The sequence below is a fragment of the Brevibacterium senegalense genome, assembly GCF_000285835.1.
Classification (GTDB): Bacteria; Actinomycetota; Actinomycetes; order Actinomycetales; family Brevibacteriaceae; genus Brevibacterium; species Brevibacterium senegalense.
In genome coordinates, this window is sequence record NZ_HE978608.1 from 17805 (window position 1) to 44794 (window position 26990).

General features: G+C 70.8%; 22 protein-coding genes. 15 read left to right on the forward strand and 7 right to left on the reverse strand.

The genetic code is table 11. The features are described 5' to 3' along the window. Window positions 1-103 precede the first annotated feature (103 nt). From HGBR_RS13480 to HGBR_RS18070, 9 genes are all read left to right on the forward strand, one after another. The gene (locus HGBR_RS13480; RefSeq protein WP_019159873.1) at window positions 104-1210 is read left to right on the forward strand and encodes a methionine ABC transporter ATP-binding protein; all 1107 of its coding nucleotides are present in this window, start codon (window positions 104-106) and stop codon (window positions 1208-1210) included. After that, the gene (locus HGBR_RS13485; RefSeq protein ID WP_019159874.1) at window positions 1210-1872 is read left to right on the forward strand and encodes a methionine ABC transporter permease; all 663 of its coding nucleotides are present in this window, start codon (window positions 1210-1212) and stop codon (window positions 1870-1872) included. Before HGBR_RS13480 ends, HGBR_RS13485 begins: the two co-directional genes overlap by 1 nt. A 95-nt stretch (window positions 1873-1967) precedes the next feature. Continuing rightward, the gene (locus tag HGBR_RS13490; RefSeq protein ID WP_019159875.1) at window positions 1968-3122 is read left to right on the forward strand and encodes a PrpF domain-containing protein; all 1155 of its coding nucleotides are present in this window, start codon (window positions 1968-1970) and stop codon (window positions 3120-3122) included. Between the two features lie 162 nt (window positions 3123-3284). After that, a complete protein-coding gene (locus HGBR_RS13495; protein ID WP_026077599.1) occupies window positions 3285-3494 on the forward strand; it encodes a type II toxin-antitoxin system HicA family toxin in 210 nt (69 codons plus the stop codon). Beyond that, window positions 3494-3901 (forward strand): antitoxin HicB, encoded by a 408-nt coding sequence (locus HGBR_RS13500; RefSeq protein WP_026077600.1) that lies wholly within the window; start codon window positions 3494-3496, stop codon window positions 3899-3901. The genes HGBR_RS13495 and HGBR_RS13500 overlap by 1 nt, the downstream gene beginning before the upstream one ends. Window positions 3902-3974: 73 nt before the next feature. Continuing rightward, on the forward strand, window positions 3975-5441 hold the full coding sequence (locus HGBR_RS13505) for a DUF3375 domain-containing protein (protein WP_019159878.1): 1467 nt from the start codon (window positions 3975-3977) through the stop codon (window positions 5439-5441). After that, window positions 5438-6214, forward strand: coding sequence for a DUF4194 domain-containing protein (locus tag HGBR_RS13510; protein ID WP_019159879.1), 777 nt, complete (start codon window positions 5438-5440; stop codon window positions 6212-6214). Before HGBR_RS13505 ends, HGBR_RS13510 begins: the two co-directional genes overlap by 4 nt. Next, window positions 6211-9603, forward strand: a complete 3393-nt coding sequence (locus HGBR_RS13515; RefSeq protein ID WP_019159880.1) for an ATP-binding protein — start codon at window positions 6211-6213, stop codon at window positions 9601-9603. Before HGBR_RS13510 ends, HGBR_RS13515 begins: the two co-directional genes overlap by 4 nt. Then, a complete protein-coding gene (locus tag HGBR_RS18070) occupies window positions 9600-10823 on the forward strand; it encodes a Wadjet anti-phage system protein JetD domain-containing protein (protein ID WP_019159881.1) in 1224 nt (407 codons plus the stop codon). The genes HGBR_RS13515 and HGBR_RS18070 overlap by 4 nt, the downstream gene beginning before the upstream one ends. A 37-nt stretch (window positions 10824-10860) precedes the next feature. Here the strand turns inward: HGBR_RS18070 and HGBR_RS13525 are convergent, their stop codons facing one another. Beyond that, complete coding sequence (locus tag HGBR_RS13525; RefSeq protein WP_019159882.1) at window positions 10861-12402, reverse strand: alanine/glycine:cation symporter family protein; 1542 nt, start codon at window positions 12400-12402, stop codon at window positions 10861-10863. Window positions 12403-12772: 370 nt separating this feature from the next. Between HGBR_RS13525 and dctP the strand changes: the two genes are divergently transcribed. After that, window positions 12773-14041: a TRAP transporter substrate-binding protein DctP gene (gene dctP, locus HGBR_RS13530; protein WP_019159883.1), complete on the forward strand. Its 1269-nt coding sequence runs from the start codon at window positions 12773-12775 to the stop codon at window positions 14039-14041. A 59-nt stretch (window positions 14042-14100) separates the two neighbouring features. On the opposite strand, the gene HGBR_RS13535 is transcribed toward dctP, so the two are convergent. The 3 genes from HGBR_RS13535 to HGBR_RS13545 are packed head-to-tail and all read right to left on the reverse strand — an operon-like array spanning window position 14101 to window position 16036. Next, window positions 14101-14565, reverse strand: coding sequence for a carboxymuconolactone decarboxylase family protein (locus HGBR_RS13535; protein ID WP_019159884.1), 465 nt, complete (start codon window positions 14563-14565; stop codon window positions 14101-14103). A 3-nt stretch (window positions 14566-14568) separates the two neighbouring features. Continuing rightward, window positions 14569-14949, reverse strand: coding sequence for a GNAT family N-acetyltransferase (locus tag HGBR_RS13540; RefSeq protein WP_019159885.1), 381 nt, complete (start codon window positions 14947-14949; stop codon window positions 14569-14571). 37 nt (window positions 14950-14986) lie between these two features. Next, window positions 14987-16036, reverse strand: coding sequence for a pirin family protein (locus tag HGBR_RS13545; RefSeq protein WP_019159886.1), 1050 nt, complete (start codon window positions 16034-16036; stop codon window positions 14987-14989). Window positions 16037-16458: 422 nt separating this feature from the next. Here HGBR_RS13545 and rraA point away from each other — a divergent pair, with 422 nt between their 5' ends. The 4 genes from rraA to HGBR_RS18080 are packed head-to-tail and all read left to right on the forward strand — an operon-like array spanning window position 16459 to window position 21064. After that, window positions 16459-16950, forward strand: a complete 492-nt coding sequence (gene rraA / locus HGBR_RS13550; RefSeq protein ID WP_019159887.1) for a ribonuclease E activity regulator RraA — start codon at window positions 16459-16461, stop codon at window positions 16948-16950. Next, a complete protein-coding gene (locus tag HGBR_RS13555; RefSeq protein WP_019159888.1) occupies window positions 16947-17648 on the forward strand; it encodes an alpha/beta fold hydrolase in 702 nt (233 codons plus the stop codon). The genes rraA and HGBR_RS13555 overlap by 4 nt, the downstream gene beginning before the upstream one ends. A 7-nt stretch (window positions 17649-17655) precedes the next feature. Continuing rightward, a complete protein-coding gene (locus HGBR_RS18075; protein WP_161601873.1) occupies window positions 17656-20697 on the forward strand; it encodes a DEAD/DEAH box helicase in 3042 nt (1013 codons plus the stop codon). 16 nt (window positions 20698-20713) lie between these two features. Next, window positions 20714-21064: a VOC family protein gene (locus HGBR_RS18080; RefSeq protein WP_019159890.1), complete on the forward strand. Its 351-nt coding sequence runs from the start codon at window positions 20714-20716 to the stop codon at window positions 21062-21064. 9 nt (window positions 21065-21073) lie between these two features. Here HGBR_RS18080 and HGBR_RS13570 read toward each other — a convergent pair whose 3' ends face one another. Continuing rightward, window positions 21074-23149, reverse strand: a complete 2076-nt coding sequence (locus HGBR_RS13570; protein WP_019159891.1) for an oxidoreductase — start codon at window positions 23147-23149, stop codon at window positions 21074-21076. Between the two features lie 144 nt (window positions 23150-23293). Here HGBR_RS13570 and HGBR_RS18085 point away from each other — a divergent pair, with 144 nt between their 5' ends. Then, window positions 23294-23902 (forward strand): GntR family transcriptional regulator, encoded by a 609-nt coding sequence (locus tag HGBR_RS18085; RefSeq protein WP_147522509.1) that lies wholly within the window; start codon window positions 23294-23296, stop codon window positions 23900-23902. Between the two features lie 120 nt (window positions 23903-24022). On the opposite strand, the gene HGBR_RS13580 is transcribed toward HGBR_RS18085, so the two are convergent. Beyond that, a complete protein-coding gene (locus HGBR_RS13580) occupies window positions 24023-25459 on the reverse strand; it encodes an aspartate aminotransferase family protein (RefSeq protein WP_019159893.1) in 1437 nt (478 codons plus the stop codon). A gap of 31 nt (window positions 25460-25490) precedes the next feature. Beyond that, window positions 25491-26984: a CoA-acylating methylmalonate-semialdehyde dehydrogenase gene (locus HGBR_RS13585; RefSeq protein WP_019159894.1), complete on the reverse strand. Its 1494-nt coding sequence runs from the start codon at window positions 26982-26984 to the stop codon at window positions 25491-25493. Between the last annotated feature and the right edge of the window lie 6 nt (window positions 26985-26990).

A 26990-nucleotide genomic window follows, 5' to 3' on the forward strand; every position in this document is an offset into this window, starting at 1 on the left:
AGAAGTTCTGTGTCGCCGGGGTCACATCCTGGGTGCCGGACTGCTGTCCTGGTGCGGTCCCCTCACGCTGGCCGCAGGCGCCCTGCGCACACCAGGAGAACGCATGACACGCGATCGCCCCCATCCCCACGTCCGCTTCCGCGACGTCGTCAAGGAGTACCCGGGCCGCCGCCGGCTGCTGGGCCTGCGCGCCGCGGCCCCGGACACCTCCCGCCGCGCGCTCGACGGGATCACCCTCGACATCCCGCAGGGATCGATCCTGGGCATCATCGGCCATTCGGGTGCCGGCAAGTCGACCCTCGTGCGCCTCATCAACGCGCTGGACACGCCCACCTCCGGCAGCGTCATCGTCGACGGCACGGACCTGACCGGGCTGGGCGAGGCGCAGCTCCAGCGGGTCCGGCGGGGGATCGGGATGATCTTCCAGCACTTCAACCTCTTCGCCTCGCGGACCGTGGCCGGGAACGTCGGGTATCCGCTGCGCGTCGCCGGCCGCCCGCGCGCGGAGGTCCAGGCCCGGGTCGCCGAGGTCCTCGAGTTCGTGGGACTGGCGGACCGAGCGCGGGCCTACCCGTCGCAGCTGTCCGGCGGGCAGAAGCAGCGCGTGGGCATCGCCCGAGCGCTCGCCTCCTCGCCCACCCTGCTCCTGGCGGACGAGGCGACGTCCGCGCTGGACCCGGAGACGACGGCGGACATCCTGGGCCTCCTGACCCGGATCAACGAGGAGTTCGGCACGACGATCGTCGTCATCACCCACGAGATGGCCGTCGTGCGGGAGATCTGCGATTCCGTCGTCGTGCTGGACGGGGGCCGCGTCGCGGAGCACGGCAGCGCCTACGACGTCTTCTCCGCGCCTGCGACCGCGGCCGGTCAGGCGTTCGTCGCGACCGCCGTCAAGGGCGAGCCCGGTCCCGCCGCACTGCGCCGGCTGCAGGAGCGCCACCCGGGCACGCTCGTCGCCGTCCGGATCGACGAGGACTTCGGCTCACCGGAGGTCGCCCGGATCCTCGACGCGCGCGGGGTCACGGGCACCGTCGTCCACGGCGATGTGGCAGAGGTGCAGAACCGGCCGCTGGGGACGCTCACCTACGCGTTGAGCGGACCGCAGCAGGCCGTCGCCGAGGCCGTGGCCGCCCTGACTGCTGACGGCAGGGCTCGTGTGCTCGCCGTGGATGAGGCGGCGGACAGGGTCGCGGAGGTGACGGTCTGATGGACACGAACTGGGAGCTGCTGCGTCCCGTGCTCGTCACGAGCATCCAGGAGACGCTCGTCATGGTGACCGTGACGGTGCTGGTCGCCGGCATCGTGGGGCTCGTGCTGGGGGCGGCCCTCTACGCCACGCGGCCCGGCAATCTGCTCGAGCAGCCGGTGGTCTTCGCCGTTCTCAACCTGGTGGTCAACATCGTGCGGCCGGTGCCGTTCATCATCTTCATCACCGCGGTGGGGCCGGTGACGCTCGCCCTGCTGGGGACGACGATCGGCACGGGTGCGGCGGTCTTCCCGATGGCGCTCATGGCCGCGGTCGTCATCGGTCGCGTCGTGGAGCAGAACCTGGTGGGTGTGGATCCGGGCGTCGTCGAGGCCGCGCGGGCGGCGGGCGCGGGTCGCCTGCGCACGCTCTTCGGCATCGTCATTCCGGAGGCATTGGGTCCGCTGATCCTGGGCTACACGTTCATGTTCATCGCGATCGTCGACATGTCCGCGATGGTGGGCGTCGTGGGCGGGGGCGGCCTGGGCAACTTCGCGATCATGTACGGGTACCAGCAGTTCGACTGGACCGTCACGCTCGTGACCGTCGTTGTCATCATCGTCTTCGTCCAGCTGGCGCAGCTGGTGGGGAACACCCTCGCGGCACGCGTGCTGCGGCGCTGAGCAGTGGCATCGCGCGCCTAGGCTGGGCCCGTGCGAATGGGCCGGGCCGAGGGGCCCGGTGATGGGCGAGATCCAGTGAGGGAGTGGCGCGACTGATGGAGTGGATCGACGCGATCTTCATGCGGGGAGGCACCAGCAAGGGCCTCTTCTTCGATGCGCGCGACCTGCCGGAGGACCAGTCCGCACGCGACCGGATCTTCACGGGCGCACTGGGGTCGCCGGACCCGTTCGGACGGCAGCTGGACGGCATGGGCGGCGGGGTGTCCTCGCTGTCGAAGATCGTCGTCGTGTCCGCCTCCGAGCGCGAGGGCGTGGACGTCGAGTACACGTTCGGGCAGGTCGCGGTCGATGAGGCGGTCGTCGACTACTCGGGCAACTGCGGGAACCTGTCGTCTGCCGTCGTCCCCTTCGCCCTGCAGGCGGGACTCCTGAGCGTCGAGGCCGATGGACCGGCCGCCGTCACCGTGCACAACACGAACACGGGGGCGACCATCGTCGTGCGCCTGACCGTGCGCGGGGGAGTCGCGGAGACTATCGGCGATCTCGTCGTCCCGGGTGTGGCGGGCTCCGGCTCGCCCATCGAGCTGCAGTACGTGGAAGCTGGCGGGTCGCGGGCCGGTGCGATCCTTCCCACGGGCCGCCCGGTCGATCGCCTGGACCTGGGCGACCGCACCGTCGAGGCCTCACTGGTCGATGTCTCCGCGCCTGTCGTCCTGGTCCGGGCCGCCGATGTGGGGCTGACGGGGACCGAATCACCGGATCAGATCGATGCGGATGCAGACCTCCTGGCGCTGCTCGACCTGATCCGCCGGGCGGGCACCGTCGCGATGGGACTCGCGGCGACACCTGCGGACAGCCCGCTGGCGCACCCCAAGATCGCGCTCGTCGCACCGCCTGCGACCACGACCCTGCTGGACGGGACGGCGGTGGAGGCCACCGACTGCGACCTCGTGACCCGCGTGCTGTCGATGGAGGTGGCGCACCGGGCGATCCCCGGCACGTCCGCGCTCTGCGCCGCGGCGGCCGCCCAGATCCCCGGCACTGTCGTGCAGGAAGCGGTGGGCGTGGGCGCGGCCTCTGCGGGAGCAGCGCGTGACGAGGACACTCCGCTGCGCCTCGCGACACCGTCGGGCGTCGTCACGTGTGCAGCGGACGTGCGACTGGAGGACGGGATTCCACAGACCGCGTCCGCATCGCTGTTCCGCACGGCGCGCCCCCTCATGCGCGGCCAGGTGGCTGTGCCGCGCTGAACCAGCGGCGGGCGACGTGAGCTGTCCACAGACTTGGCGCAGTCGCTTGCGTGCGGCCGCCACTCCGTACGCTGGCGCTCATCGTGGCAGTGCCGGCGCGGGACGAGCGAGTTGTAAAGCGACCCTTGTCATGTGTGACAAGAGGGGGGTGCGATATAATTTGTGAAACCACAGAAGACTCGAGACGTTCTCAGGGAGCTGCGAGCGCAGGGGTGGCGACACCTGCGCGATGCCAAGGGCAGTCACGAGATCTGGGTGAACGCGGGAGGGACCGCGAAGGTCCCCGTGCCTGCGGGGCATCGTGAGATCTCGCCGGGTGTTCTGCAGATGCTCGAGCGCAAGGGTCTGGAGATCCCGAGGGAGTGGATGTGATGAGCGCGATGGCAGAGGCCGCGACGGCAGTGGACGTGGACGTCCGTCGCGAAGGGCGATGGTGGGTGTTCGAGGTCCCGTCGCACGACGTGACCGGGCAGGCAGTGGATCTGAGCAGCGTCGCGGATGAGGCTCGCGGGATCATCGCCGCATGGGATACGGACGGCCCCCGCGAGGAAGACATCCGCGTGCGCGTGCGTCTGGACGGTGAGTCTGAGGCTCGCCGGATCTGGGAAGAGGGCGAGGCCGACGAGGCGGAGGCGCGGAAGGTGCTCGAGCGCTCGGCCGCACTCAAGCGCGAGGCCGTGGCGCTGCTTCGTCATGAGAAGGGGTACAGCGCTGCCCAGGCCGCACAGGTGCTGGGTGTGAGCCGACAGAGGATCTACCAGCTGGGCGCGTCCGCCTGACCACGCCGCCCCAGGACGGGCTCTGCCTTCGCCGCTTCGCGCGCCCGTGCCGGTCCACGGCAGAATGGTGCGCATGTCCGCACTCTCCCAGGCCCTCGCCTTCAAGCGCCTCGCGCAGGACAGTGCGACCCTGCGGATGCTGCGGGCGGACCACGTCGCCGTCATGGCGGCGCTCCTGGGCGAGCACTTGGGTGCGCCCGGCACCCGTCTGGACACGGATGAGGTCCACGAGCGCATCGACGCGGACCTCGTCGACCTGCGCGACCACTTCGACCTCGCTGACCGTCGCGCCAAGGCGTTCTGCGACGACTGGCGGAATGCAGGTCTCCTGGTCCGCCGCCCCGCGACCGAGGCCCGCGGTGAGACCTACGAGCTGTCCGCCGCCGGCTTCGACGCTCTGCGCATCCTCGAGCAGCTCGAGACCCCTCCGGCCGCGGTGACGGAGTCTCGCCTCGTCGCGCTCGCCTCCTCCCTGCACCAGCTGGCCATCGAGACGGACCCGGACACCGGCCGCCGCCTCCGCGCTCTGGAGGCCGAGCGCCGCCGCATCGACCGGGAGATCGAGCGGGTGCGCGCCGGCGACGCGACGGCCCGCGTCCTCGATCCCAAGCGGGCGGAGGAGCGGGTCACGGACATCCTCCACCAGGCGCAGGGGATGCCCGCGGACTTCGCGCGCGTCCGCGCCCGCTTCGCCCAGCTCAACCAGGACCTGCGCACCGGCATCCTCGAGGCCGACGACGGCGATGACGACGTCCTGGACGACATCTTCCGCGGTGTCGACCTCATCGAATCCTCCGACGAGGGCCGCACCTTCACCGCCTTCTCCTCCTTCGTCCGCGACCCGGAGCAGTCCGCCGCGTTCGAGGAGGACGTGTCCGCCGTCCTCGACCGCGACTTCGCCCACCAGCTCACTCCCCGCGCCCGCCGCGCACTGCGCGGACTCATGCGCGACATGAAGGACGGCAGCCGGCAGGTCCACGGCAGCCTCACGGACTTCGCCCGAGGCCTGCGCCGCTACGTCTACTCGCACGCGTTCCTCACCGACCGCGCCCTGCGGACCCGCCTCCAGGAAGCGCTCGCCCAGGCCGTCCCCGCACGCACGCAGGTGAAGCCGTACGCGGACGTGGGCGTCGAGCTGGAGCTGTCGACACTCCGCATGACGAGCGTCGGCTCGCTCATCCTCCACGACCCCACGGAGTACGACACGGGTGAGGCGCTGGGCGAGGCGGAGACCACCACCGTCGACGTCGCGACGCTCGCCGCCATCGCGCGGGAGACGGAGATCGACTTCGACGAGCTCGTCGGGCACATCAACGAGGAGCTCGAGCGGAATGACGGTCCCGTGAGCGTGGGGCAGGTGCTGACCGCCCACCCCGCCACCCAGGGCGTCGCGAGCGTCATCGGACTCGTCTCGCTGGCCGTCACCCACGGCGAGATCGACGACGCCGCCAGCGAGGACATCGCCTGGGACGGCCTGGACGGAGTGCACCGCCGGGCGGTCGTCGACCGGTACGTATTCGTGAGGAGCGTGGACGCATGACAGAGTCGAAGACGGACGCTGAGTCCGTGGTCGCCGATACCGCCGCCGAGGCCGCCGTCGCCGAGGCCGAGGGGTCCCCCTCCGCGCTGTGGCAGGGGGACACGGGGACTCTGCACGAGGCGTCCCGTCGCGTGCTCCTCGAACTGCTCAAGGGACCGTACGTGTCCGGTGCCCAGAACCCGGGTCTGTGGACGGCGCTCGTCGCAGACCAGGAGACGATCCGGTCGCGGCTCCACGACCTGTTCCTCGACCTCGTCCTGGACGAGTACGACGAGTTCGCGTTCACCCGGAAGGTCGAGACCCACGACCTCCAGGTCCCCAGCGCCCTGCGCGCGGAGCGACTCACCTTCCTCGACACCGCGATGCTGCTGGTGCTGCGCCAGTTCCTGCTGACCGCGCCCGGTGAGGAGCGCGTCATCGTGGGGCAGGACGAGGTCTACGAGCAGCTGAGCGTCTACCGCGACGGCGACGAGTCGACGTTCCAGCGCAACCTCAACGGCTCGTGGGGCCGCATGGTCAACCGGCTGCGCGTCCTGCATTCCGCCGGTGAGGAGCGCTTCCAGATCTCCCCGATGGTCCGCTTCCTCATCGACGAGGAGCGGGTCCGCGAACTCACCGCGGTGTACCGACGCATCGCGGGCGTCGAGGACGCCGGCACGGACGGCAGTCCGGAGGGCGCCTCCGGGGGCGACGCAGGTGGCGACGGGGGCGGGGAAGCCGACCGCGGCCTCGGCGATGGGGGAGACCAGGGAGACGGGGAGGAGCACGCATGACGTCGGGGGCACTCTTCGATCTGGAGCCGGAGGCGACGGCAGCGACCGGCGGCGACACGGCCGACGCCGCGACCCGCTCGCAGTGGCGGCTGTCGGAGATCCAGGTGGCGAATTGGGGGACGTTCGACAAGGAGATCCACCGGCTGCCCATCGCACGCCAGGGACACCTCATCACCGGCCCGTCCGGGTCCGGCAAGTCGTCGCTGCTGGATGCGATCGCGGCGGTGCTGACCCCGGACAAGTGGCTGCGGTTCAACGTCGCAGCCCAATCCGCGGGCACGCGGTCTGACCAGCGCAGCATCGTGTCGTACGTGCGCGGCGCGTGGTCGCGCACGACGGACGACGACGAGGACCGCGTCGTGAGCCGCTACCTGCGGCCCGGCGCCACGTGGAGCGGCATCGTGCTGCGCTACGAGGCGGCGGACCAGGCGCCCGTCTCACTGGTGCGGCTGTTCTTCCTGCGCGGGACCGGCACGACGAACGCGGACATCGCGGACCTGTGCCTGCTGGACCGGTCCGCCGTCGATCTGGCGGACCTCCAGGAGTTCGCCCGCGGCGGGATCGAGGCCCGGAAGGTGAAGGCCGCGCTCCCGGACGCCGTCATCACGACGAACGGGACGCACGGGAAGTTCTACGCCCGCCTGCGCAGCGTGTTCGGCATCGCGCACGAGTCCGCGCTGCAGCTGCTCCACAAGACGCAGTCGGCCAAGAGTCTCGACAGCCTCGACCAGCTGTTCCGGGAGCACATGCTGGAGCGGCCCGGCACCTTCGCCCTGGCGGACACGGCGGTCGAGCAGTTCGGCGAGCTCAACGACGCCCACGCCCACGTCGTCCAGCTGCGGAAGCAGCGCGACCACCTGACCCAGCTGCGGGACGCGTCCGCGGAGTACGACAGCGCCCGCGAGACGGCGGAGCGCGCTCGCGAACTGGCCGCGGCCGTGCGCCCGTACACGCGTCGGCGCGCCCTGGACCTCGCCCGGATCGAGCGCACCCAGCTGGACGAGAAGCAGTCCGGACTGGCCGCGGACGTGGAGGAGGCGGAGGAGGCCGCCCGCAGTGCGGATGACGCCTTCGACGCGGCGCAGCGCCGCAGCATGGAGGCTGGCGGCGCGGACGCGGAGGCGCTCCAGGACCGCATCCGCGATGCGCGCGAGGCCGCGCGGCAGACCGACGACCGCTGGGAGTCGCTGCGGCGGCAGCTGGCGCAGGCGGGCATCGACGCGGCGCCCACGACCGCGGCGGAGTTCGCGGAACTGCAGACCGGCATCACCCGCACCCTCGACGAGGCGTCCGGACCCGGCGGCCCCACCCACCAGCAGAACGAGCGCTACTTCGCGGCCAGGCGCGAGCTGCGCGAGATCGACGAGGCGATCGCAGAACTGCGCCGCAGCGGTTCGACCGTGCCCGGGAACCTCCTGGCCGTCCGCCGCGAGATCAGCGCGGGGACCGGACTGCCGGAGTCCGCGCTGCCGTTCGCGGCGGAGCTCATCGAGGTGGGGCGCGAGTACGCGGACTGGACCGGTGCGATCGAGCGGGTGCTGCGGCCCCTGGCGCTCACCCTGCTGGTCCGCAGCGAGCACATCCGCACGGTCCGCCAGTGGGTGGACGCCCACCGGATCCGCGCGCGTCTCGTGTTCGAGGAGGTCACCGCGGAGCAGCCTCCGCCGCGGCCGCTGCGCAGCGACCTCTCGCTGGTCCACCGCGTCCAGGTGAAGGAGGACCGGTTCGGCGACTGGGTGCGGGCGACTCTGGCGGAGCGCTTCGACATCGCGTGCGTCGACTCGCCGGACGCGCTGGACGACCACCACCGCGCCGTCACGATCAACGGGCAGCTGAAGTCCTCGCGCACCCGGTACGAGAAGGACGACCGGTCGCGGATCGACGACCGCAGCCACTGGGTGCTGGGCGATCGGGAGGCGAAGGTCGAGGCGCTCATCGCGCGGCGCCAGGAGGCCCACGCGGAGTGCGAGGCCGCGCAGAAGGTGGTCGACGAGGCGACCGCCGCACGCGACCGCGCCCAGCACCGGGCCGGCGTCCTGGCGAGCATCCGGGAGCAGTCGTGGAATGCCGTCGACCGTGCCGCGGCCCAGCGCGTCGTCACGGACCTGGAGAGCCGGCTCATGGCCCTGACCGCGGAGGACAGCGACCTGGCCGCAGCCGTCACGGCGGCGGACGAGGCCCGCCACCTGCGCGACGTCACCCGGAAGGAGGCGGAGGAGGCCCGTCACCTCCTGCGCGAGACCCGACAGGAGCGGGAGCGGATCGAGGCGGAGATCGCGCAGCTGGAGCACGCGATCGGCGACGGGCGGATTGCGGAGGTCCCGGCGGAGCTGGCGCGCATCCTCGAGGAGCGCTTCCGTCGGATCCAGCGCAGCATCAGCCGGGCGAGCCTTTCGGACGTGGGCCAGCAGGTCGCGACCGCACTGCACGAGGAGCAGGACCGGGCGCGGTCCGCGGCCGGGCGGGCGGAGTCGGCCCTGACCCGGCTGGCAGTCCAGTTCAAGGAGCGGTGGCCTGCGGCCTCGGCGAATCTGACTGCCGACGTCGCGGACCGGGCCGGCTACCTCGCGATCCTCGAGGGGATCGAGGCGCACGGCCTGCCGGAGCACGAGGCGCGGTTCCTCACGATGCTGCAGGAGCGGTCGCGCGACCTGATCGGCGAACTGCTGAGCGACATCCTGGGCTCGTTCCGCGAGATCGAGGACCGCGTCGACCGGGTGAACGAATCGCTGGGCCGGTCGAAGTTCGACGAGGGCCGGTACCTGCGGATCAAGCCCAAGCTGCGCCGGTCGGACACCGTCAAGCGATTCATCGAGGACCTGCGGTCGATCACGGCCGGCAGCTGGGAGCAGCCGGACCTGGAGCAGGCGGAGACGACATTCGGGATCCTCGCGGAGCTCATGCGCCGGTTCGCCTCCAGCGAGCACGTCGACCGCGTGTGGCGGAACCAGTGCCTGGACACGCGCCTGCACGTCACGTTCCTGGCGGAGGAGATCGACGAGGCGGGCGTGGCGCAGACGGCGTACGACTCCGGGGCCGCGCTGTCCGGTGGGCAGCAGCAGAAGCTCGTCGTGTTCTGCCTGGCCGCGGCTCTGCGGTACCAGCTGGCGGAGCCGGACGAGGACGTGTCCCGCTACGGCACGATCGTCCTGGACGAGGCGTTCGACAAGGCCGACACCCGCTACACGCGGATGGCGCTGGACGTGTTCGTCGCGTTCGGCTTCCACCTGGTGCTCGCGACGCCGCAGAAGCTGCTGCAGACGATCGAGCCGTACGTGGGTGCGGCGACGTCTGTGGAGAACCCCACCCGGCAGAAGTCCGTCGTGTCGACGATGGAGTGGGCGGAGGACTCTGCCGGTGACGGGGACTCTGCCGGTGGGGCCGGATGATCACCGTCGCCGAGGCCCGGGTCGCCGCCGCGAAGCGCCTGCGGTCCCGTACGGGAGACTGGGCCGGGCTGCTCGTGTCCACGGGGACCGTGGACGAGGGCTTCGCGCTGGGACTCAAACCGCCCACGGAGGCGCAGGTGCTGGCGGACAAGGCCGCCGTGCTCACGTGGGTGGGCGACTGGCGGGCCGTCGACGGTGCGCACGGAGTCGTTGTCGACTGGGAGCACCGCGCATGGTCGCGGGTGGGCGGGCAGACGGTGCCCGTGCGACTGCGCCTGGCGGACCCGGCGGCGCTCGCCTGGTTCGCCGGTGGGGAGGCGGCCACGGCGTGGCGCAGCCTCGCGGAGCGGGCGCGGCAGCTGCGGGAGAGGTTCCTGCGCGGCGGTGAGCGGGACGGTTCAGGTGACCACGACCTCGGCGACGGGTTGGCCCAGGCGCTGCGCCGGCACCGGGCGGCGATCGCGGGACTGGACGAGGCGGGGTTCGCACAGGTGCTCGAGGCGGCGGCGTGGCTGGCCGCGCACCCGGGCGGGCGGATGCGGCCGCGCCAGATGCCGCTGCGCGGTGTGGACTCGAAGTGGTTCGCCCGTCACCGGTCACTGGTGAGCGCGCTGCACACCGTGCTGACGGGCGGGCGGGAACTCGAGATCCTCGATCCGGAGGACCGGGTGCGGATCCGGATCCTCGACGCGGGGGTCGTGGCCGGGCAGGAGTCCGGCAGCGGGGCACTGGGCGGACTGCGGGACCTCGCGTCACCCGTCGACGAGGTCGCGAGACTCCCGCTGCGGCCGCGGCTGGTGCTCGTGAGCGAGAACCTCGAATCGATGCTCGCGCTGCCCGGCTGGGACGGCGTCGTCGCGGTGCACGGGTCCGGGTACGCGGTGTCCGTCCTCGAGCGCGTCGAGTGGCTGCGGAACGTCCCGATCCTCTACTGGGGCGACCTGGATTCGCACGGATTCGCGATCCTCCACCGGCTGCGGACGCATCTGCCGCAGGTCACGAGCGTCCTCATGGACGAGCAGACGCTCGTCGACCACCGGGATCTGTGGGTGCGGGAGGAGAAGCCACATCGCGGTGAGTTCGACACGCTGACGGGGCAGGAGGCGCGGGCACTCGCCCGGGTGCGGGCGGAGGGCGACGTGCGCCTGGAGCAGGAGCGGATCCCGTGGGAGGTCGCGCTGGCTCGGCTGGAGGACGCGAGAACGGCGCTGCTCCCCTGAGCGGAGGGGAGCAGCGCCGCGACGGATGTGGCCGGACTCAGCCGCGGACGGCGGCGGGTTCCGGCTCCGGGCCGTCGGCGACGCGGCCGTCCGCGCGCTGCTCCCAGAAGACGGCGCCCTGGATGCCCGCGACCCGCGGGTCGAAGTCCGGGTCCTTGCCTTCCTTCACCTGGCGCTCGTAGTCGCGCAGGACCTTGAAGACAGGCTGCTGGATGAGGAGGATGCCGACGATGTTGAACCACGCCATGAGGCCCACGCCGATATCGCCCAGCGCCCACGCGCTGCCCGCGGTCGTCACGGCACCGTAGGCGCACGCGACGAGGATGAACAGCTGCAGGAAGCGGACGAGCACCGCGCTGACCCGGCGATCGCTCACACCGCGCAGCAGGTACTTGAGGTTCGTCTCCGCCATGTAGTAGTACGCGACGATCGTCGTGAACGCGAAGAACGCCAGGGAGATCGCGACGAAGCTGGCTCCGAACCCGGGCAGGACGGTGTCGAAGCCGGCCTGTGCGTAGGCCGGGCCCACGACCGCGCTCTCCGACAGTCGCCCACCGCCCTCGTGGACGGGGGCGGCGGTCTCGTCACCACCGGGGAACACCTTGTACATGCCCGTCGACAGGATCATGAAGGCGGTCGCGGTGCAGACGAAGATGGTGTCGATGTAGACCGAGCCCGCCTGGACGAGCCCCTGCTTGGCGGGGTGCGAGACCTCCGCCGCCGCAGCGGCGTGGGGGCCCGTGCCCTGACCGGCCTCGTTGGAGTAGATGCCGCGCTTGACGCCCCACTCGACGGCCGCGCCCACCATCGCACCCACGGCGGACTGCGTCGTGAAGGCGGAGGAGACGACGAGGGAGACGACCTCGCCCAGCTGGTCGATGTTGACGATGGCGACGATGATCGCGCCCAGGATGTAGAGGACGGCCATGAAGGGCACGACGTAGCCGGCGAACGTCGCGATGCGCTTGACGCCGCCCACGATGATGAAGCCCAGAGCGATGACGATCGCGAGTGCCACGACCCACGGCGGCAGGCTCCACGCGTTCTCCATCGCGTTCGTCATGCCGTTCGCCTGGACGCCCGGCAGCATGAAGCTCATGGAGAAGACGGTCACGACCGCGAAGGCGGTGGCGTACACCTTGAAGAGGCCCTTCGCCTTCGTGTGCGCGTAGGCGCGCTCGAAGTAGTAGGCCGGACCGCCGCGGTACTCGCCGGTGTCCTTGTCCTTCTCCTTGTAGATCTGGCCCAGTGTCGACTCGACGAAGCTGGTCGACGCGCCCAGGAGCGCGGAGATCCACATCCACAGGACCGCACCAGGACCGCCGAACGCGATCGCGGTGGCGACACCGGCGATGTTGCCGGTGCCCACGCGCCCGGCCAGAGACATGGTGAGCGCCTGGAACGAGGAGACGCCGTCGTCCGACTTGGTGCCGGTGAACATCTGCTTGGCGATCGCGGGGATCTGCCGGATCTGGACCACCCGGGTGCGGATGGTGAAGAAGACCCCGGCCGCCAGGCAGAGGTACACGAGGGGCGGTGCCCAGACGACTCCGTTGAGCCAGTCGACGAAAGCGGTCATCGATACTCCATCACGCATATGAAGAGCGCCACACACATGTGGTGGCGCTCACGAACGGAGCAATACAACCAGGCGCTGTGATCCGTGTCAATCCGTGAGACAGTGCGGCGCGGGCGCGACCCACCGCAGTCGATTGAGCGTTCGATTAAAGGTGTGTCGCACGCCACAATCTGCGGTCCCGTTGACGTAGTGTGTCGGCAGGTTCAGCGTCAGCGTGGACGCTGGACTGGCGGTGCCGGACGAGCTGTGCACCCGCGTGCGGGCTCTCATCGGATCGTCTTCCTCTCCAGACGACGAAGTCGAGGTGGACATGAAACTGCTCGGTGATGTGACCAGGATTCGGGCGGGTGGCGGCCGTAGGAACAGCTCGTTGGCGCGCGGGCTCGTCTCCGGCGGGTCGGCATGCGCGGCACTGGCGCTGCTGGCCGGATGCGCGGGCAGCGCAGGCAGTGCCGGGAGCGGCAATGAGGCGGGTGGTGAGGGATTCGCCTGGGATGCTCCGCAGGACGAGGTCGATGCGGCGGTCGCAGACCACGAACCCGTGACGCTCACGCTGCAGGCGGGCGGGCCCACGGAGGACTCGATCTCCGGCAGGCGCACGATGGACTTCATCAACGAGGTCGAGGAGCGCTCGGACGGGAAGATCACGATCGAGCCCACCTGGGGCATGGCGATCTCCGGCTACCCCGAGGCGGTCGATGCCACTGCCGACGGTCGCGTCGACATCTCCTACGACCTGGTGTCCTACCAGCCGCAGCGGTTCCCGGAGGCGAGCGCCATCGGCGTCGCGCTGGGCTCGGTCCCCTACTCGCCGATGGTCGGCGAGATGGTCGCGAACTCCGTGGCGGCGGAGATGGGGTGGAACGATCAGGCGCTCCTCGACCGGTACAAGGAGGAGGGCGTCACGCCGCTCACCCCCATCCTGGGCAACGGCGTGTACTCGCTCAACTGCAACTCGGAGATCAACACGGCCCAGGAGCTCGAGGGCAAGCAGGTCCGTGCCGGCAGCGCCGGCCAGAACGAAGCGCTCTCGGAGTTCGGCGCCGTGCCCGTGAGCATGGAGTTCACCGAGGCCTACGAGGCGCTCCAGCGCAATACGATCGACTGCGACCTCTCGCCCATGAGTGCGAAGGAGATCAGCGGCGTCTATCAGGCGGCATCCCACCTGGCGTACTCGACGGAGTCGAACTGGCCGCGCTTCTCCGGCACCTACGTGATCGGGCCGACGTACGACCAGATGCCGTTGGCGTACCAGCAGATCCTCTTCGACGCCGCGGCGACGATGACCTCCGGCTCTGCGCAGAGCTACGTCGACTCGAACGCCCAGCACGTCGAGGACATCGCCAGCGTCGACGGAACGATCGAAGAGTTCGATGAGGAGTTCCAGGAGAAGATGGCGGAGATCCTCGATGGCCAGATCACGGCGGAGATCGAGGCGGGGAATCTGCCGGAGGGCAGCATCGAGAAGGTCGACGAGCTCACGGAGAAGTGGACGAAGCGCGTCGCCGACCTGGGCTTCGAAGACGGCGGGGACATGGAGGAGCTGCCCGAGTGGTACTCCGCGGACGACGACTGGTCCGCGTGGGCGAAGGACCTCTGGGAGAACTCCGGAGCACTCGACCACAGGCCCGGTGCGTGACGCTGCTGACGGGCACCCCTGACGGCCCGGGGAACTGAACCCCGGGCCGTCCGCCGCGGTCACTCCTTGACGGTGAGGGCGGGGTGGCCGCTGGCGATCGAGATCCGGTTGAAGGCGTTGATGAGTGTCGTCGTCCACTGGACGGCGGCGATCTGCGCCCGGGTGAGGTGCGCGGAAGCCGCCTTCGCGAGGCCGTCCAGGTCCGCAGTCTCGTCCAGCACCGTGAGGGCCTCCGCCAGGTCCAGCGCGGCGCGCTGCTGATCGGGGAACTCCTTGGCTCCGGCCTCGCGCCACGCCGGCAGGAGGTCCAGCTGCCGTTGCGGGACCCCGGCCTGGCGCGCGCGGGGCACGTGGATGCTCAGGCAGGTGAGGCACCGGTTGATCTGCGAGACGCGGACGTTGATGAGCTCGAGGAGGTCGTCGTCCAGGCCGGCCTCGTGGGACGCCTTCCGCGAGGCCGCGGACGCCTTCGTCATCGCCATGTAGACGTCCGGGAGCTCCCGATCGATGAAGGGTCTGCGCATGCCTCAGGCCCCCTTCTGCGCGGCGCGCACCGTGTCGAGGTCACCGGGTCGCGGGGCGCGGACACTGCCGCCGGCGGCAGCGAAGTCGTCCCCGTTCTTCTCCAGCCAGCCCTTGACGAACGGGCACAGCGGGACGACGGTCCTCCCCAGCCGGGCGACGTCCGTCATCGCCTGGCCCACGAGGATTCCACCCAGGCCGCGGCCCGAATACTCGTCGTCGACCTCCGTGTGGAAGAAGATCCATTCGTCGTCCGCGGTGGGGATGTGGAAGGTCCGACCGGCCACCTCCCCGTTCTCGAAGGCGAGAGCGTACGCGCCGCGGGCATCGTCGTGCTCGACGGTCACGACGACGCCGGTCTTGTCGGTCAGCTGCTGGTCGGTCATGGTGTGCTCCTCAGTCGTCGGTCAGTCGGGTGGTCGGTCAGTCGTCCGTCCGGACGACCGGCGGAGGGTTCTTCCGGGCGCGCATGCGGACGTGCGGCAGGGCGGGGGCCGGGAGCCGGCCCATGCCGTCCCGGTTCCGACCGGGGCCGCCGTGGCCCACGTAGCCCTCGACGCGGCCGAAGCGGTCGCCCTCGGCCTGCCACTCCTCGCGGAAGCGGGCGATCTCGTCCGAGTCGCGGCCGATGAAGTTCCACCACATGACGATCTCCTCGCCGAACGGCTCGCCGCCGATGAGGATGAGGCGAGCGGGCGTCTCACCGCGGTTGTGGATGCGCAGGAGCTCGCTGCCGATGCCCGTGTAGCCCAGGGTCGCCTGCGGGACGGAGACGCCCTCGAGGGTGACGTCCCCGGAGTCGACGAGCAGGCCGTGCTCGAACGCGGCGTCGACGGGCAGGTCCAGGAGCGCGCCGGGGTCCAATCGCAGCTCGGCGCCCACGAGCGGTGAGTGCACGCGCACGGGCGACTCCTCGCCCAGCAGGCTGCCGATGAAGACGAGGGCGCTGCCGCCGTCCAGGGCGACCGGCTGAGGCTCGAAGTGCTCGAACTCGCGGGTGAGCTCGTTGCGGACCGCATCCGGCAGGGCCAGCCGCAGCTGGACGCCGTGGAGCACTTCCGTGTCCGGCAGGGACACTTCGGAGTGGCAGATGCCGGTGCCCGCCGTCATGAGGTTGATCTCGCCCGGCAGGACCGTGCCCACGCCGCCGCCGGAGTCGATGTGGGCGATCGCGCCCTCGAACAGCCAGCTGACGGTCTGCAGTCCCGTGTGCGGGTGCGGAGCGACGTCCATGCCGCCGGTCTCCGACACATCGGAGGGGCCGTAGTGGTCGACGAAGCACCAGGCGCCGATGAGGGAGCGCTGGCGCTGCGGCAGCGTGCGGCGGACCAGCATCGCGCGGGGCCCGCCCAGCGGGACGTCCCGCGCGGAGATGAGTTCGACCGGCGCGCGGTCCGCGCACGCGGCGTCCGGACCCGGCAGGCCCTCGCTGTGGCAGAGGACCTCCGCCGGCTTCGTCTCGACGTTGCTCACGATCGCCTCCTGACGCAGGGCGTGCGCGCAGATGAGGGGACGCGCACCGCACTCCCAGCCTAGTGCGCCGTGTCGGTTCCGTCAGTCGGGCTTCGGGGCGGAGGAGCAGATACTGAACGTCGCGGTCGCCGTCGCGACCTCGACACTGACTCGTTCAGCAGATCCGCGTCCAGGAACGCGATGCCGCGGCCCTTGCGGCGCAGGCGTCCGTGTCCGGTGAATCCCCCGGCCCCCGCAGGAGCGAGGAAGTGCGTGGCGATGTCCAGCGTGGGCGCCTCCGTCCCCGCCGGCAGCGTCGCGCGGAGCGTGGGGTCCTCACCAGTGGGAGGACGCGGATCTGTGTCGTGCGTCCCCGCAGTCTTCCATGACCGGCCTCACACCGAGTCCGTAATGGTCGGTACCCTGCTGACATGGAGGCTCACATGGACACAGGCACCGGCGATCGTCCGTCGATCGCGACCGCGGACCTCTACGACGAGCGGGGTGACGAGCTGGACTCGTGCGCCCTCCAGTTCCAGGACCTGGGTGGGAGGACCGCGTTCTCCGGACCCATCCGCACCATCCGCTGTCTGCGCGACAACGCGCTCGTCAAGGCGCTCCTGGCGACGCCGGGCGACGGCGCGGTGCTCGTCATCGACGGACGGGGGTCGCTGGAATCGGCCCTCATGGGCGACCTCATCGCGGCCTCGGCGGTCGACAACGGCTGGGCCGGCGTCATCATCCACGGCGCGGTCCGGGACCGGGCGGCCCTGCGCACTCTGGACCTGGGGGTCAAGGCGCTGGGCTCGAACCCGCGCAAGTCCGCGAAGGACGGGGCGGGGGAGCAGGATGTGCCCGTCTCGTTCGGCGGTGTCACGTTCACCCCGGGTCGCATGCTGTGGGCGGATGACGACGGGATCCTGATCGAACGATGAGCACGGAGGACCTCGCCGTCGTCTTCCTGCCCGGGACGCACCTGAGCCCGGCCTCGTTCGCGGAGGTCCCGGTGCCCTCGCGCCACGAGGCGGTGTCCGTCGCGTGGATGGAGCAGGAGCGACCGTGCACTCTGGCCGCGGCCGCGCGCTCCGCCGTCAACGCGGCGGGCCAGGAGCGGTGCGTCCTCGTGGGGCACTCGACGGGCGCGGCCATCGCCGCGACGGCAGCGTTCGCGTTCCCGCAGCAGGTGCGCGGGCTGGTGCTGCTGGACTCGGGCCCGGACATGCGCGGCCACACCTCGATCGACTCGATGCTGTCGGAGCTCGCGGAGCCCGTCCCGGACGAGGTCCTCCTCCGCCACGCCCGCCGCAACGTGCCGGACGGCAGCCCGCAGGAGTGGATCGACCAGATGGTCGAGTACGCGCGCAGCGTGGGCGGTGCACCGGCCGCGGAGGTGCTGACGGATCAGGCGGCGACGGACCTGCGCGATCACGGCACCCTCCCGGACCTGCCGGTCGAGGTGTTCCACGGCGGACTGGACCCCAAGCGCTCGCCGGACGATGCCGCCGCGTGGCGGGACGTGTTCCCGCGCGCCCACGTCGTCGTCGACGAATCCGTGGGGCACACTCCGCAGCTCGAGGCGCCCACGGCGGTGGGGGCGGCACTCCAGCGCCTCCTTCAGCGGCTGAGCGCATGACGGCTGAGTGCGTGACGGGCCTCGCGTGACCCACGACCGCGACCCGGAGTGGAAGCGCCTGCTGGAGCCGGTCGTCCGCGCCGCCGCCCGGCAGCAGCCGGCCACCCGGTACGCGCTGTCCTGCGCCCTGTTCGCGGATGAGGAGCGCGGCTGGTTCTACTCCCAGACCCTCACTCCGCTGGAGCGGGACCGGCTGGAGGCGGGTGATGCCTGGTTCGTGGGCGTGCGCCCCGTCGAGGCCGGCGCCCGGCCCGGCACCTACCGCCGCGGCGGCCTCACGTGGCGGTCCTTCGCCCAGCGCGGTCGCGGCCCGGACGAGCCCGTGCGCGCGCTGCTGGATCAGGTGCACCGCCTCTCCCGCGACGAGCAGAACCTCAACCCGGGCGATGCCGGCGTCCTGCGCCTGGACCGCTACCCCAGCCCGCTCCTGTGGACGCTACTGGACCGGCTCGCCCGGGCCGGGGTGCCGCTCGTGGGCGAGGGCCTGCTGACCGGCGTGCAGCTGGGGGAGCGGGCCACCAAGCGCTTCGACTTGCACCGCGACTCCCACGGCCGTGTCCACGTCCAGCCGCAGGTGCGGATCGACGGGCAGGAGGCGGACGCCTTCAGCCTCGTGGGCACGCACGGATTCGCCGCTCTGAACGGGGATCTGGGGACGCCGGGTGCGGCGCTGCAGCTGACGCTCGCACCGCTGGAGCAGCCCGTCCGTGCGGACGAGGTCGAGGTGATGCGCCGCAGCGCGCCGCTCGTCATCGACGCGCAGGACACGACGGAGTTCACGGAGGAGTTCTACCCCGTCCTCCGCCGCGTCGCACCCGTCACCAGCGAGGACGAAACGGTCGATCTGCCGGAGCGCCGGCCCCCGCGCCTGTCGCTGCTCGTCGTCTTCGGCGAGGACGACACCGCGGAGCTCCACTGGTCGTGGCGGTACACGGGCCCGCGCCGGGATCTGCCGATCCTGCCGCTGGGCGCGGGGACGGAGGACGCGCTGCGCGACACCGCCGCCGAGGCCGCCGTCCGCAGCCGTGTCGCGCCCCTCTGGCCCGGGGCCGGGACCGTCGAGCGGGAGGACCTCAGCGGTGTCCCCACCGCGGAGTTCGCGATCCGCGTGCTGCCCCGGCTGGAGGCGCTCGACTGCCTGCACGTCGAGGTGAGCGGAGCACGCCCTGACTACCGCGAGCTGACGGAGCCGCCCACCGTGACGGTGACCAGTGAGGAATCGGAGACGTACGACTGGTTCGACCTGGCGTTCCAGGTGACGGTCGCCGGGCGGACGGTCCCGTTCGCCACCCTGTTCCGGGCACTGGCGCGGGGGCAGAAGACGCTTCTGCTGACGGACAAGTCGCTGCTGTCGCTGGACCATCCCGCGTTCGACCGGCTCAAGGAGCTGCTGGATCGGGCGCAGGCGGTGGGGGAGTGGGATCCGCGGGCGCCGAAGATCTCGCGGGTGCAGGTGAGTCTCTGGGAGGACTTCGTCGATGCCGCGGATCATTCGAGCGAGGCCGTGGCCTGGCGGCAGACCGTGGCGGCGCTGCGGGGACTGACGGAGCTGCCGCAGCCGGAGGTGCCCGCGGGACTCACCGCGGAGCTGCGGGACTACCAGCTGGAGGGGTTCGCGTGGCTGAGCCTCCTCCACGATCACGGGCTGGGCGGGATCCTCGCGGATGACATGGGTCTGGGGAAGACCGTGCAGACGCTCGCGCTCATCGTGCGGGCGCGGGAGAAGGCTCGGGAGGTTGCACATGAGGCGGCGCAGGACGCCGCGGAGGGCGCCGGCCCGGCGGGGAGACCGCCGTTCCTCGTCGTCGCTCCGGCCTCGGTCGTGGGGGTGTGGCGGTCGGAGGCCGCCCGGTTCGCGGCGGGACTGGACGTGCGGGTCATCGACGCGACCCGCGCGCGGCGGCGGACGGAGCTGTCCGATGAGGTCGCGGGCGCGGACATCGTCGTGACCTCGTACGCGCTGCTGCGGCTTGACGCGGACGACTACGCGGGCCTGGGCTGGGACGGCCTCATCGTCGATGAGGCGCAGTTCGCGAAGAACCGGACGACTCAGGTCCACGATGCACTGGGTCGAATCCGGGCGCCGTTCCGCCTGGCGATCACGGGCACGCCGGTGGAGAATTCGCTGGATGACCTGTGGGCTCTGCTGTCGCTCACCGCACCCGGGCTGTTCCCGTCGCCCGTGTCGTTCCGGGAGCACTTCACGAAGCCGCTCACCCGCGGGGACGCACCCCACCGGATGGCGCTGCTGCAGCGACGGATCCGGCCGTTCGTCCTGCGGCGGACGAAGGAGCAGGTGGTGCGCGAGCTGCCGCCCAAGCAGGAGCAGGTGCGGATGGTGCAGCTGCTGCCGGAGCACCGGCGCGTGTACGACGCGGTGCTGCAGCGGGAGCGGAAGAAGGTGCTGGGGCTGCTGGACGACCTGCGGGAGCCCGGCATGGATCGTGGCCGGTTCATCGTGTTCCGGTCGCTCACGCTGCTGCGGATGCTCGCGCTGGATCCCGCGATCGTCGACGGTCAGCAGCACGCGGGTATCACGTCGTCGAAGCTGCACGCGCTGCTCGAGGACCTGGAGCGCGTGCTGGGGGAGAACCACCGTGTCCTCGTGTTCAGCCAGTTCACGTCCTTCCTCGACCGGGTGGGCGAGGCGCTCACCGTGCGCGGGGTCGAGCATGTGCGACTCGACGGGGCGACACGGCGGCGGGAGGAGGTCGTCGAGCGGTTCCGCTCGGGCGGGGCGGGTGTGTTCCTGCTGAGTCTCAAGGCGGGCGGTTTGGGCCTCACGCTCACGGAAGCGGACTACGTGTTCCTCATGGACCCGTGGTGGAATCCGGCCGCAGAGTCGCAGGCGATCGACCGGGTGCACCGGATCGGGCAGGAGGCGTCCGTACTCGTCTACCGGATGGTCGCGGCCGGCACGATCGAGGAGAAGGTGCTGGATCTCCAGCGCCGCAAGACCGCACTGACCGATGCGCTGTGGGGCGACGGTCAGAACGGGTTCGCGCAGGCGCTCACCGCGGACGACATCCGGGGGCTGCTGGAGGGGTGAGGAGCCGGGCGTCCTCATGATCCGCGTCGGCGAGTACTTGCTCTTCTCCCTGTGGAGCGAGACGGAGTTCGAGGAGGAGGTGGGGCCGATCAATCGTGGCCCCGGCGTCGCGCCGCTCACCCTCGCCCACAACGTGGGCTCGAAGGCCCAGGTCGACGAGGTGCTGCGGACGGCTCGGGGCGCCGGTGCGGATCCCGTCGCCGTAACCGAAGGTCCCGAGGACGGCGGCCCGCCGCCGCCCGCATGGGTGGCCGTCGACCGCGAGTGGGGCGGGTACAGCGGATTCTTCGGCGACCCGGACGGGTACCGCTGGGAGATCGCCTGCGCACCGGGACAGGTCAACGACATCGTGGTGCCTGGGACGTAGACGGCCGCGTCAGACCAGCAGTCCCAGCCGCAGTGCATCGAGGATCGAGGCGTGGACGTTCCTGCTGGTGGTGGCATCTCCAATGCGGAACAGCGCATAACTGTCGTCGTCCGGGCCGGTCGCACCGTCGTCTCCCGCTGACTCCCGCAGACGCAGCGCTCCCAGCGGGTCGACGAACGCGTCGTGGTCGATCGCACCCCGGTTGCGGGAGCCCTCGCGCAGTCCCCAGTACAGCTCTTCGTTGGGGATCGTCCCGTGGTCGACGACGATCGCGTCGACGTCCAGGACCGCGTCCGTGTCCGCGTACTCGCTGCGCAGCGTCGCCCGGAGGCCGGCCTCGATCTCCTCGACCGCGATGAGCCGTTCTGTCAGGCGTGTCTGCACGCCGTGCTCGGCCATGAGCCGTAGGTAGGCGGGCGAGTTCATCGACCCCACATCGACGGCGATGGTGCGCTCCGGCGTGGAGTAGATGACCTCCGCCCCGCCGCGCGCCAGGCGCTCGACGGCATCGAGCGCGGGATACGAGCCGTGATCGTCGAACACGAGGACGAGCTGTCCCGCGGCCACCGGGGACGTCATGACGTCCCAGACATCCAGCACGTGCTCGCTGCCTGTGCACACCTCCGTGTCCGGAACACCGCCGGTCGCGATGATGACGACCTCCGGTGCCAGCGACTGCACCGTCTCCTCGTCCGCGTAGACGCCGAACCGCACGTCGACACCGTGCTTGCGCACCTGCTGCAGCCGCCAGTCGACGATCCCGATGAGGTCCCGCCGCCGCTCCGACCGCGCCGCGATCGCCAGCTGCCCGCCATGGGTATCCGAGGCCTCGAGCAGGGTGACGTCGTGTCCGCGGACCGCGGTGACGCGGGCGGCCTCGAGCCCAGCGGGACCGGCGCCCACGACGACGACCCGCCGCGGCCTCGGCGACGGCCCCAGCGAGCGGACTGACTGTGGCAGCGTCTGCTCGCGGCCGGTCGCGGGGTTGTGGATGCAGTGGGCGGAGCCGGACACGTAGATCGCGTCGAGGCAGGCGTTCGCACCCACGCACGGGCGGATGTCGTCCTCCTGGCCGGCAGCCATCTTCGCGACGAGGTGGGGGTCCGCGATCTGCGCGCGGGTCATGCCGATGAGGTCGACGCAGCCGTCCGCCACCGCGTACCGGGCGGTGGGGATGTCCGCGATGCGGGTCGCGTGCAGGACGGGGATGTCGACGGCCGCCCGCACCGTGCGGCACAGCTCCAGGAACGGGGCGGACGGGGTGCCCATGCCGGGGATGGACTCCGCGAGTGCGCGGTCGGACTCGATGCGACCGCCGGTGATGGAGACGAACTGGATCCCGTGGTCCGCGTACTGCTGCAGGATCGCGATTGCTTCTTCGCTGGTGAGCCCGTCGTCGCGCAGCTGGTCCATGCTCATCCGGATGCCCACGACGAAGTCGTCCGGCACGGCCGCGCGCACGGCGTCGATGAGGCGCAGGGGGGCGCGCAGGCGGTTCTCCAGCGAGCCGCCGTACTCGTCATCGCGGTGGTTGAGCCACGGGGAGACGAAGGAGTCCATGAAGTGGCCCCAGTGCTGGAGCTCGAGGCCGTCGAGGCCACCGTCGGCCACGCGGCGGGCCGCGTTCGCGTAGTCGGCGATGATGCGGTCGAGGTCCCAGTCCTCCGCCGCCTTCGCGAAGGACCGGTGGGCGGGCTCCCGGTAGCGGCTGGAGCTCACGAGCGGCAGCCAGTCGCCGGTGAAGTTCGACGACCTGGCGCCCAGGTGGGTCACCTGGATCATGACCCGGGTGTCGAGCGCGTGCACCTCGTCCGTGAGCTTCCGCAGCCAGGGGACGACCTCATCCGTGCTCAGGTCGATGTTGCCGAAAGCCGCGGGGGAGTCGCGGGACACGATCGCGGAGCCGCCGATCATCGTCATCCCCAGACCGCCGCGGGCCTTCTCGACGTGGTAGCGGCGGTAGCGGTCGCCGGGCATGCCGTCGTCCGTGTAGGCGGGCTCGTGCGAGGTGGAGATGATCCGGTTGCGCAGCGTCACCGGCCCGATCGAGAACGGGGTGAGGAGCGGATCCGTGCTGGGTGTCATGACGACCTCCGGCGATGAGGGGACCGGCCCTCGCCGTTGAGGGCCGGGTACTCGGTAATCGATTACCGAGTACCTGTACTGTAGTGATCGACATCACAGGCGCGCAAGGGTGCGGGCCCGGTTCGGCACGGAGGGGAGGTGCGCATGTCGCTGCGCGAGGAGGCGCTCGAGGAGATCCGCACGGCCATCAGCGTGGGTGACCTGGGAGAGGACCGGATCTTCTCCGCCGCCGGACTGGCGAAGACGCTGGGCATGTCGCTGAGCCCCGTGCGCGAGGCGATGATGTCGCTCGTGGCCGATGGCACCGTCGAGGCCGTCCCCAACCGCGGCTACCGCCTCGCCCCCGTCACGCCTGAGGATCTCGAGGAGATCCTCACGCTGCGCCGCCTGCTGGCCGGTCCGGCGGTCGTGGCGCTGTGCGAGGTGCGGGATCCGCAGGTGGTCGAGGTGCTGCGCGGTGCCGCTGCCGCTGCGGTGACCGCCGCCGAGGCCGGGGACCGGAAGTCGTTCTTCGCCGCCGACCGCATGTTCCATGCACTGCTCCTGGAGCACGGGTTGGGCGCGCGGGCTGCCGCGATCGGCCTGCATCTGCGCGATCAGTCCCGCACGGTGGATGCCGCCGAGGCCCCGGGCAGCCCCGCGGATGCCGAGAGCGCCGCGCAGCTGGTCGATCTGGTCGAGCTCGTGGGTGAGGGGCGGGCTGACGAGGCCCGGGCGCTCGTCGAGGAGAACCTGGGCTACTTCGAGGGGTGAGGCGGGGGCGGTCGGTCCGGTCTGATCCGCGACGGACGGGCAGATAGCTCGAAGGACGGGTGCATGCACCCGTCCTTCGAGCAGGGAACCCGTCCCCCGCGATCTCAGTCGCTCAGCAACTCACTGCACGTACTCGTCCGCGATGGACAGGGCGCGGTCGATGACGTCGATGCCGGCCAGCACGTCCGCGTCCGCGATGTTGAGCGGCGGGACGACGTGGATGCGGTTGAAGTTGGCGAACGGCAGCACGCCGCCCGCGTTGATCTCCTTCAGCACGCGCCCCATCGCCTCCGAGCTTCCGCCGTAGGGTGCCAGGGGCTCCTTCGTCTCGCGGTTGACCACGAGCTCGATCGCCCAGAAGCAGCCCAGGCCGCGGACGTCGCCCACGGACGGGTGCTTCTCCATGAGCTCCTGCAGGCGCGGTCCGATGACCTCCTCGCCCAGGCGCTTCGCGTTCTCGACCATGCCCTCATCGCGCATCGCGTTGATCGTCGCGACCGCCGCAGCGCACGCCAGCGGGTGGCCGGAATACGTGAGGCCGCCGGGGAACTGGCGGTCGACGAACGACTGGTAGACGTGATCGGAGATGATGACGCCGCCCAGCGGCACGTAGCCCGAGTTCACGCCCTTCGCGAACGTGATGAGGTCCGGCGTGAGGTTCCAGTGATCGAACGCGAACCACTCGCCGGTGCGACCGAACCCGGCCATGACCTCATCCGTGATGAGCATGATGCCGTGCTCGCGGGTCAGCTCGCGCACACCCTCGAGGTAGCCGGCCGGCGGTGCGTAGATGCCTGCGGTGCCCGGTACGGTCTCGAGGATGACCGCCGCGATGTTCTGCGCGCCCTCCAGCAGGACCATGTCCTTCAGGTGCTGCAGCGCGCGCTCCGACTCCTCAGCCTCGGAGGTCGAGCCGAAGTGCGACCGGTACGTGTACGCCGGCATGAAGTGCACGACGCCGTCGCCCGGGTTGTCGTTGGGGAACCGGCGGGGGTCGCCCGTCACATTCACGGCCAGGTTCGTGCCGCCGTGATAGCTGCGATACGCGGACAGCACCTTCTTCCGGCCCGTGTGCAGGCGCGCCATGCGGATCGCGTGCTCGTTCGCGTCCGCACCGCCGTTCGTGAAGAACACGTGCTCCATGCCCTCCGGCGCCAGCTCCGCGATGAGGCGGGCGGCCTCGGATCGGGCGTCGTTCACGTGCTGCGGTGCGATCGTGCAGATCTCCGCCGCCTGCGCCTGGATCGCCTGCACGACCTTGGGGTGCTGGTGGCCGATGTTCGTGTTGACCAGCTGGCTGGAGAGATCGAGCATCTCCCGGCCCTCGCCGTCCCACACGCGCGAGCCCTCCGCCTTGAGCACGGTCATGGGTTTGAACGGGCCCTGCGCCTGCCACGAGTGGAACACGTGCTTGCGGTCCAGCTCGTGCGCGATCCGCCCGCGCTCGATCAGGGCGTCCGTGATGGGCTGGGAGGCGGCCGCGGCCGGCCGGCCGGCCGCGGCCTCGGCGGTCGTGTCCTCCGCCGCGGCAGCGGCGGTCTTGTCTGTGATGGTCATCGTCGACTCCTGAATGCTGGGGTTGTGCGGGTCAGCTGTTGGTGGGGAAACCCAGGTTGATGCCGCCGTGGCTGGGGTCCAGCCAGCGCTTCGTGACGACCTTGCCGCGGGTGAAGAAGTGGACGCCCTCCGCGCCGTACGCGTGGGTGTCGCCGAACAGCGAGTTCTTCCAGCCGCCGAAGCTGTAGTACGCCATGGGGACCGGGATCGGCACGTTCACGCCGATCATGCCCACCTGCACCTCGTTCTCGAACTTGCGGGCCGCGCCGCCGTCGTTCGTGAAGATCGCCGTGCCGTTGCCGTACGGGTTCGCGTTGATGAGCTCCAGACCCTCCTCGTAGGACGGGACGCGGACGACGCTCAGGACGGGGCCGAAGATCTCGTCCGTGTAGATCGACATGTCCGGCGTGACCCGGTCGAAGAGCGTGGGGTTGAGGAAAGCGGCATCGGAATCCGCGTCGGGGCTGGTGGTGCGGCCGTCGAGGACGAGCTCCGCGCCGGCCTCCACGCCCGCGTCGATGTAGCCGGCCACCTTGTCGCGGTGCGCGACCGTGATGAGCGGGCCCATGTCCGGCTCGCGCGTGCCGTCGCCCACCTTGAGACCGCGGGTGCGCTCCGCGATCTTCGCGACCAGCTCGTCCGCGATGGACTCGACCGCGACGACGACGGAGATCGCCATGCAGCGCTCGCCCGCGGCGCCGTAGCCCGCGTTGACCGCGGAGTCCGCCGTGATGTCGAGGTCCGCGTCCGGCAGGACCAGCATGTGGTTCTTCGCCCCGCCCAGCGCCTGGACGCGCTTGCCGTGCGCGCTGGCCGTCTCGTAGATGTACTTCGCGATGGGGGTCGAGCCCACGAAGGACACGGAATCGACCTGCTCGTCCGTCAGCAGCGTGTCGACGGCCTCCTTGTCGCCGTGGACCACGTTGAAGACGCCGTCCGGCAGACCCGCCTCCTTCCACAGCTCCGCCAGCCAGTTCGCGGCGGACGGGTCCTTCTCCGAGGGCTTGAGGACGACGGTGTTGCCGGATGCGATCGCGACGGGGAAGAACCACAGCGGCACCATCGCCGGGAAGTTGAACGGCGAGATGATCGCTGCGACGCCCACCGGTTGGCGGACGGAGTGGACGTCCACGCCCGTCGAGGCGTTCTCCGTGTGCCCGCCCTTGAGCAGGTAGGGCATGTTGCAGGCGAGCTCGACGACCTCGAGGCCGCGGGACACCTCTCCCAGCGCGTCCGAGACGACCTTGCCGTGCTCCGCCGTGATGATCTCCGCCAGCTCCTGCTTGCGGGCGTTCAGCAACTCGCGGAAGGCGAACATGATCGAGGTGCGCTTGGTCAGGGAGGTGTCGCGCCACGCGGGGAACGCCTCTGCGGCCGCGCGGATGCCTTCGCGGGTCTGATCCGCGGAGGCGAGTGCGACCTTCCCGCTCGTGACGCCGGTGGCGGGGTTGACGACGTCCGCGAAGCGGCTGTCCTGACCTGCTGCGACGGTCGTTCCGTTGATCCAGTGCTGAATGGTGTTCACCGCGAC

Bases quoted from the DNA above. Each gene is read 5' to 3' on its own strand.
- HGBR_RS13480 (WP_019159873.1), top strand. From the start codon at position 104: ATGACACGCGATCGCCCCCATCCCCACGTCCGCTTCCGCGACGTCGTC.
- HGBR_RS13485 (WP_019159874.1), top strand. From the start codon at position 1,210: ATGGACACGAACTGGGAGCTGCTGCGTCCCGTGCTCGTCACGAGCATC.
- HGBR_RS13490 (WP_019159875.1), top strand. From the start codon at position 1,968: ATGGAGTGGATCGACGCGATCTTCATGCGGGGAGGCACCAGCAAGGGC.
- HGBR_RS13500 (WP_026077600.1), top strand. From the start codon at position 3,494: ATGAGCGCGATGGCAGAGGCCGCGACGGCAGTGGACGTGGACGTCCGT.
- HGBR_RS13505 (WP_019159878.1), top strand. From the start codon at position 3,975: ATGTCCGCACTCTCCCAGGCCCTCGCCTTCAAGCGCCTCGCGCAGGAC.
- HGBR_RS13510 (WP_019159879.1), top strand. From the start codon at position 5,438: ATGACAGAGTCGAAGACGGACGCTGAGTCCGTGGTCGCCGATACCGCC.
- HGBR_RS13515 (WP_019159880.1), top strand. From the start codon at position 6,211: ATGACGTCGGGGGCACTCTTCGATCTGGAGCCGGAGGCGACGGCAGCG.
- HGBR_RS18070 (WP_019159881.1), top strand. From the start codon at position 9,600: ATGATCACCGTCGCCGAGGCCCGGGTCGCCGCCGCGAAGCGCCTGCGG.
- HGBR_RS13525 (WP_019159882.1), bottom strand. From the start codon at position 12,402: ATGACCGCTTTCGTCGACTGGCTCAACGGAGTCGTCTGGGCACCGCCC.
- HGBR_RS13535 (WP_019159884.1), bottom strand. From the start codon at position 14,565: ATGCGCAGACCCTTCATCGATCGGGAGCTCCCGGACGTCTACATGGCG.
- HGBR_RS13540 (WP_019159885.1), bottom strand. From the start codon at position 14,949: ATGACCGACCAGCAGCTGACCGACAAGACCGGCGTCGTCGTGACCGTC.
- rraA (WP_019159887.1), top strand. From the start codon at position 16,459: ATGGACACAGGCACCGGCGATCGTCCGTCGATCGCGACCGCGGACCTC.
- HGBR_RS13555 (WP_019159888.1), top strand. From the start codon at position 16,947: ATGAGCACGGAGGACCTCGCCGTCGTCTTCCTGCCCGGGACGCACCTG.
- HGBR_RS18080 (WP_019159890.1), top strand. From the start codon at position 20,714: ATGATCCGCGTCGGCGAGTACTTGCTCTTCTCCCTGTGGAGCGAGACG.
- HGBR_RS13570 (WP_019159891.1), bottom strand. From the start codon at position 23,149: ATGACACCCAGCACGGATCCGCTCCTCACCCCGTTCTCGATCGGGCCG.
- HGBR_RS18085 (WP_147522509.1), top strand. From the start codon at position 23,294: ATGTCGCTGCGCGAGGAGGCGCTCGAGGAGATCCGCACGGCCATCAGC.
- HGBR_RS13580 (WP_019159893.1), bottom strand. From the start codon at position 25,459: ATGACCATCACAGACAAGACCGCCGCTGCCGCGGCGGAGGACACGACC.